The organism is Mesorhizobium sp. M7A.F.Ca.CA.002.04.1.1 (genome assembly GCF_004022805.1).
Lineage (GTDB): Bacteria > Pseudomonadota > Alphaproteobacteria > Rhizobiales > Rhizobiaceae > Mesorhizobium > Mesorhizobium ciceri.
The window spans coordinates 1-5,118 of the sequence record NZ_RZPL01000401.1 but is presented as its reverse complement, the minus strand read 5'-3'; the positions used below and the strand labels follow the sequence as shown (position 1 = coordinate 5,118).

At 63.4% G+C, this 5,118-nt stretch carries 5 protein-coding genes; all 5 read right to left on the bottom strand.

Annotated features, from left to right (window positions below; genetic code table 11):
* Positions 1-871, bottom strand: an 871-nt coding sequence (locus ENZ75_RS20135; RefSeq protein ID WP_164887886.1) for a 3-keto-5-aminohexanoate cleavage protein, incomplete at its 3' end; no start/stop codon positions are given.
* Between the two features lie 2 nt (positions 872-873).
* The gene (locus ENZ75_RS20130; protein WP_063167834.1) at positions 874-2,259 is read right to left on the bottom strand and encodes an aspartate aminotransferase family protein; all 1,386 of its coding nucleotides are present in this window, start codon (positions 2,257-2,259) and stop codon (positions 874-876) included.
* A 1-nt stretch (position 2,260) separates the two neighbouring features.
* A complete protein-coding gene (locus ENZ75_RS20125; protein WP_063170215.1) occupies positions 2,261-3,904 on the bottom strand; it encodes a N,N-dimethylformamidase beta subunit family domain-containing protein in 1,644 nt (547 codons plus the stop codon).
* A gap of 8 nt (positions 3,905-3,912) precedes the next feature.
* Positions 3,913-4,677, bottom strand: coding sequence for an amino acid ABC transporter ATP-binding protein (locus tag ENZ75_RS20120; RefSeq protein WP_063167835.1), 765 nt, complete (start codon positions 4,675-4,677; stop codon positions 3,913-3,915).
* Positions 4,674-5,118: amino acid ABC transporter permease (locus tag ENZ75_RS20115; protein ID WP_164887885.1), on the bottom strand; the 445-nt coding region annotated here is incomplete at its 5' end. The genes ENZ75_RS20115 and ENZ75_RS20120, both read right to left, overlap by 4 nt.

Below are 5,118 nucleotides of genomic sequence, written 5' to 3'. Positions count from 1 at the left end.
TTGCAACCTCCAGCGACAGCCCGTCGAGAATGCCACGGATACGGCGCACCTGATCGGCATTGGATTTCGCCAGCTGGCGGCCGTCATAGAGACTGTCCTCCAGCCCGACACGGACATTGCCGCCCATGGCTGCTGCAATTGAGATCAGCGGCATCTGCTGGCGGCCGGCGGCGAGCACCGAGAACTGGTAGCTGTCGCCGAACAATTTGTCGGCGATCCGCTTCATGTGGACGAGATTGTCCGGGTCGGCGCCGATGCCGCCCAATATGCCAAGGACGAATTGGATGAACAGCGGTCCCGACACCAACCCCCGATCGCGAAAATGCGCCAGCGAATAGAGATGGCCGACATCATAGCATTCGAATTCGAAGCGCGTGCCGCAGCCCTTTCCCAGTCTTTCCAGCACCGCTTCCATATCGGCGAAGGTGTTCTTGAAGATCGTGTCGCGGGTGGCTTCCAGCAGCTTGGGTTCCCATTCGTGCTGCCATTCCCTCGGCTTGTCGAGCATCGGGAACAGCGCGAAATTCATCGAACCCATGTTGAGCGAGCACATTTCGGGTTCGGCCCGCAAAGGGGCTGCCAGCCGCTGGTCCAGCGTCATCAGCGACGAGCCGCCGGTGGTGATGTTGATCACTGCATCGGTCGCCTGCTTGATGCGCGGCAGGAACTGCATGTAGACGTCCGGATCGGCGGTCGGGCGGCCATCCCTCGGGTCGCGGGCGTGCAGATGCAGGATCGAGGCGCCGGCTTCCGCCGCCGCGATCGCGTCTGCGGCGATCTGGTCCGGCGTCACCGGCAGATAGGGCGACATGGACGGCGTGTGCACCGAGCCGGTGACGGCGCAGGTGATGATGACTTTTCGCGGTGCCATTCTTACCCCTGGCCTCCGACCGGCAGGTCGAGCTCGGCGGCCAGAACCTCCAGCGAGTCACCGATGATGGAGATGATCTCGCCGACCTGCTCGGCCGTGACGATCATCGGTGGCGCGACCATGAAATTGTCGCCGTCGACGCCGCCCTTGACCCTGCGGCCATAGATGATCAGCCCGCGTTCATAGGCGAGGTCGAGCAGCCGCTGCGTGGCTTTCTTGTTCTGGTCGATCGGTTTTAGGGTCTCGGGATCGGCGACCATCTGGGCGCCGGTGAGCAGGCCCTTGCCACGCACGTCGGCAAGGAACGGAAACCGCTTCGCCAGGCCTTTAAGCCCGTCCATCAGCACATCGCCCATGGCTGCCGCATTGGCGATCAGGTCGAGCCGGTCCATTTCGCCGAGCACAGCCAGGCCGGCGGCACAGGCCAGCGGATTGCCGGCATAGGTGTGGCCGTGCTGGAAGCCGCCGGAGGCGAGCAACGGCTGCACCAGCCGCATCGGTGCGGCGAGTGCGCCAAGCGGCGCATATCCGGAGCCCAGCCCCTTCGACAAGGCGACGATGTCTGGCTTGCAGTTCCAGTGATCGCCGCCGAGGAATTTGCCGGTGCGGCCGACACCGCTCATGACTTCGTCGTGGATGAGCAGGATGCCGTAGCGGTCGCAGATCTCGCGGATGCGTGGATAATAACTGTCCGGGGCCACCAGCGCCGCGGTCGCCGCACCGCCGATCGGCTCCATGATGAAGGCAACCACGCTGTCTGGACCTTCCGCAAGAATCTTCTCCTCCAGCATGTCGGCATAGCGGATGCCGCGCTGCTCAATCGAGAGATTGTCGCGGTCGCGCCAGGCATTCGGCGCCGGCACGGTTGGCATCACCCGCATCATCGGCTCGAACGTTTCGGCCAGCGCATCGTCGCCGGTGATCGAGAGCGAACCCAACGTGCCACCATGATAGGAGGGGAAACGCGTGATCACCTTCCAGCGGCTGGCCTGGCCGGTGGCGACCGCCCATTGCCGCGCCAGCTTGATGCAGGATTCCGTCGCCTCCGAGCCACCGGAGACGAAGAAGATGCGGTCCATGCCCTCCGGCAGCTTGCCGGCCAACTCCCGCGCCAACTCCTCCGCCGGCTCGTTCTCGAAATGCAGCCGATAGGCGAAGGTGGCGCGGTCCATCTGCCGCTTCATGGCGTCGAGCACATTGCGATTGGAATGGCCGATATTGGCCACCATCGGGCCGCTCGAGCCATCGATGAAGCGGCGGCCGTCCTGCGTCCACATGTAGATGCCTTCGGCGCGGTCGATCAGCGGCCGGCGCAGGCTGGACAGATAGAACAGATGCGAGTCTCGCCGGGCTTCGGTTTCTTGAACGGCGGATTGGACTTTCGACATGTCAGGGCTTTCCGAGGTAACGATCGAGGACATTTTTCGTGACGCGTTCGACCATCGGGTCCTGTCTTAGCAGGCCGGCGACCCATTCGCAGCTTCCGGCATGGAACACCTCGCCCTTGCCGCGCGGGAAATTGACGATCATGCCGTTGCCGCGTTTGACCTTTTCCAGATTGGCGTCGCTCGCCTCGCCAAACAACGTTTCGGCGGTGAAGCGGCCGTCTTCGTCGGTGAGGAACTGGTCCTCGATCGGGATATCGGCGCTTTCCTCGACCTGGGATGCCATGCCGACGGCGAGAACCTGCAGGCCATCTGGCGCGCCGCTGGTCGCAGTCGGGTAGGGCAGGCCGCCGCGTATCTCGAAGTCGAGCCCGTCGACCTCATAGCCATAGACATGGCTGTCGGCGCCCAGCAGGTCGCCATAGTAGATGCCGGTGCCGGCGAAGGCCCAATGCTCGGGCCGGTAGACCGGGAAACCACGCACGCCGCGCGGTGCACAGCCGCCCCAGCCGGCATAGACACCGCGCGTCGCGTTGAGCCCGAAGGTCGCCGAACCCGGCCGGCCGATTTCCGGCGCCTCCCAGGAATTGGTGGCACGGGTGACGTCGCCGTCTGGGAGATAGGCCGGATCTTCGGCACGCGAGCGATATTTGTAGCAGACCTGCCGGCGGCCCTCGTCTTCGAACCGCGTCTGCCACATGAAATTGCCGGCAAAGCGCGCCGCATGGCCGCCGCGGGTCACATAGGCGTCGACGGCATCGCGCATTTCCCAGGTCCAGTATTCGTCATGGCCGACGAACACGGCGCAGTCATAGCCGTCGAGAATTTCCGGCGAAAAATGCAGATCATGCTGGCTGGCGAGATCGACTTGATAGCCGGCCCGCTCGGCGAAGCGGAAAAAATGGCTGTCGTAGCTGGCCCAGCCGGACGAAGCGTATTTCTTCGAATGGCCGGTGGCGAGCGCCCACTCCATGTGCGGATAGCGCGGCACGGTCTTCGGCGGCACAGCGACCTCCAGCGGCACACGCGGCGCATCCTTGGGCAGCACGACGAAGCCACGGCACCAGGGGCGCTGCGTCGAGACGATGGGCGAATACTGGTTGCGATCCGGCCCGGTGATGCCCTGATAGTGGTTGGAGCCGCCCCAGGTGTTGTAGGCCAGCCATGTGCCTGTCGCCGCCACCTGGAGCACGCGGCCAGGTTTGCGGCCCGGCTGCGGGCAGACGATGAAAATATGGTGGCATTGGATCGGCTTGCCGTCGAGCCCGTCGGCGGTCAGCGTGACCCGATAGGCGCCGGACGGCCAGCCCGCTCCGACGCGAAATTCGAAGGATGGGTCCCAACCGCAGCCTTCAGCCGAACACTGGTCGGGTGTGTCCTGCCAGCGTGCCGCGATGCCCGATTTCTCGAATACTTTGTTTTCGCTGCCGCCATCTCGGGTGATTGTGATGCCGAACGTCGCAGCTGTCGAACTGACATGCAAAGCCACCGTTTCGCCGGCGCGATAGGAAAACCGGTCGCTGTAGCACCAGATCTCGCCGCGCTCGCCATCCATGCCTGGCCACTCGTAATAGTGGCCGCGCACCGCGTGGCGGCGCTGCTCCGGCGTCAGTCCGAAATCGGGGAATTCCGTGTTTGGGCTGGTCATGGTCATACTCAGGCGGAAAGATATTTCTTGAGGAAGCTGCGCGTGCGGTCCTTCTGCGGCGCGCGGAACATGTCGCCGGGCGGGCCTTCCTCGACGATCACGCCGTCATCCATGAACAGCACCCTGTCGGCCACTTCGCCGGCAAAGCGCATCTCATGCGTTACGATGAGCATGGTCATGTGTTCGGCGGCAAGCTGTTTCATCACCGCGTTGACCTCGTCGACCAGTTCCGGATCGAGCGCCGAGGTGGCTTCGTCGAACAGCATCACCTTGGGCTGCATCGCCAGTGCACGGGCAATGGCCACACGCTGCTTCTGGCCGCCCGAAAGCCGCGAGGGGTAGGCGTCGATCTTGTCGGCGAGCCCGACCTTGGACAAGAGGCTATGCGCCAGCGCATGCGCGTCACTTTTGGTCATGCCTTTTAGGATGATCGGTCCCATGGAAATGTTCTCGATCACGGTCAGATGCGGGAACAGATTGAAGTGCTGAAACACCATGCCCATCTGCTGGCGCACCTTGTTGATGTGCCGCTCGAAGGCATGGCCGTGCAGCTTCTGGTTGACCTGCACGCCGTCGAGCCAGACTTCACCGGAGTCCAGGGATTCCAAATGGTTGATGGAGCGCAGCAGCGTGCTCTTGCCGGAGCCACTCGGGCCGATGATGGCGACGATCTGCCCGCGATCGACCGACAGGCCTATGCCTTTGAGAACCTCGACGGCGCCAAACGATTTGCGCGCGCCGCGAACCTCGACCATTGGCCGCTGCGTGCTCATCGGGAAACCTCCACATGTCTTTCAAACCGACGCAAAGCCGCCTCGAGCACAAGATTGAGAATGTAATAAAGCGCCGCTGCGGTGATGTAGAACTCGAACGGGCGGAACGTTTCGCTGATCGCCAGCTGGGCCGAATGGACCAACTCGGCGATGCCGATGACCGAGACGATCGAGGATTCCTTCAACAGCGCGATCAGATTACCGCCGATCGGTGGTGCCGTGTTGCGGATGGCTTGCGGTATCACGACATGGCGCAGCGTCTGCCACTTGCCGAAGCCGATGCTGCGCGCACCCTCCGTCTGGCCGACATCGACGGCCACGATGCCGGCGCGGATGATGTCGGCATTGTAGACGGCAAAGTGCAGGCCGAGCCCAACAATGCCGGCGGCAAGGGCAGGAATGTCGATGCCGATCTGCACCAGGCCGAAATAGATCAGGAAC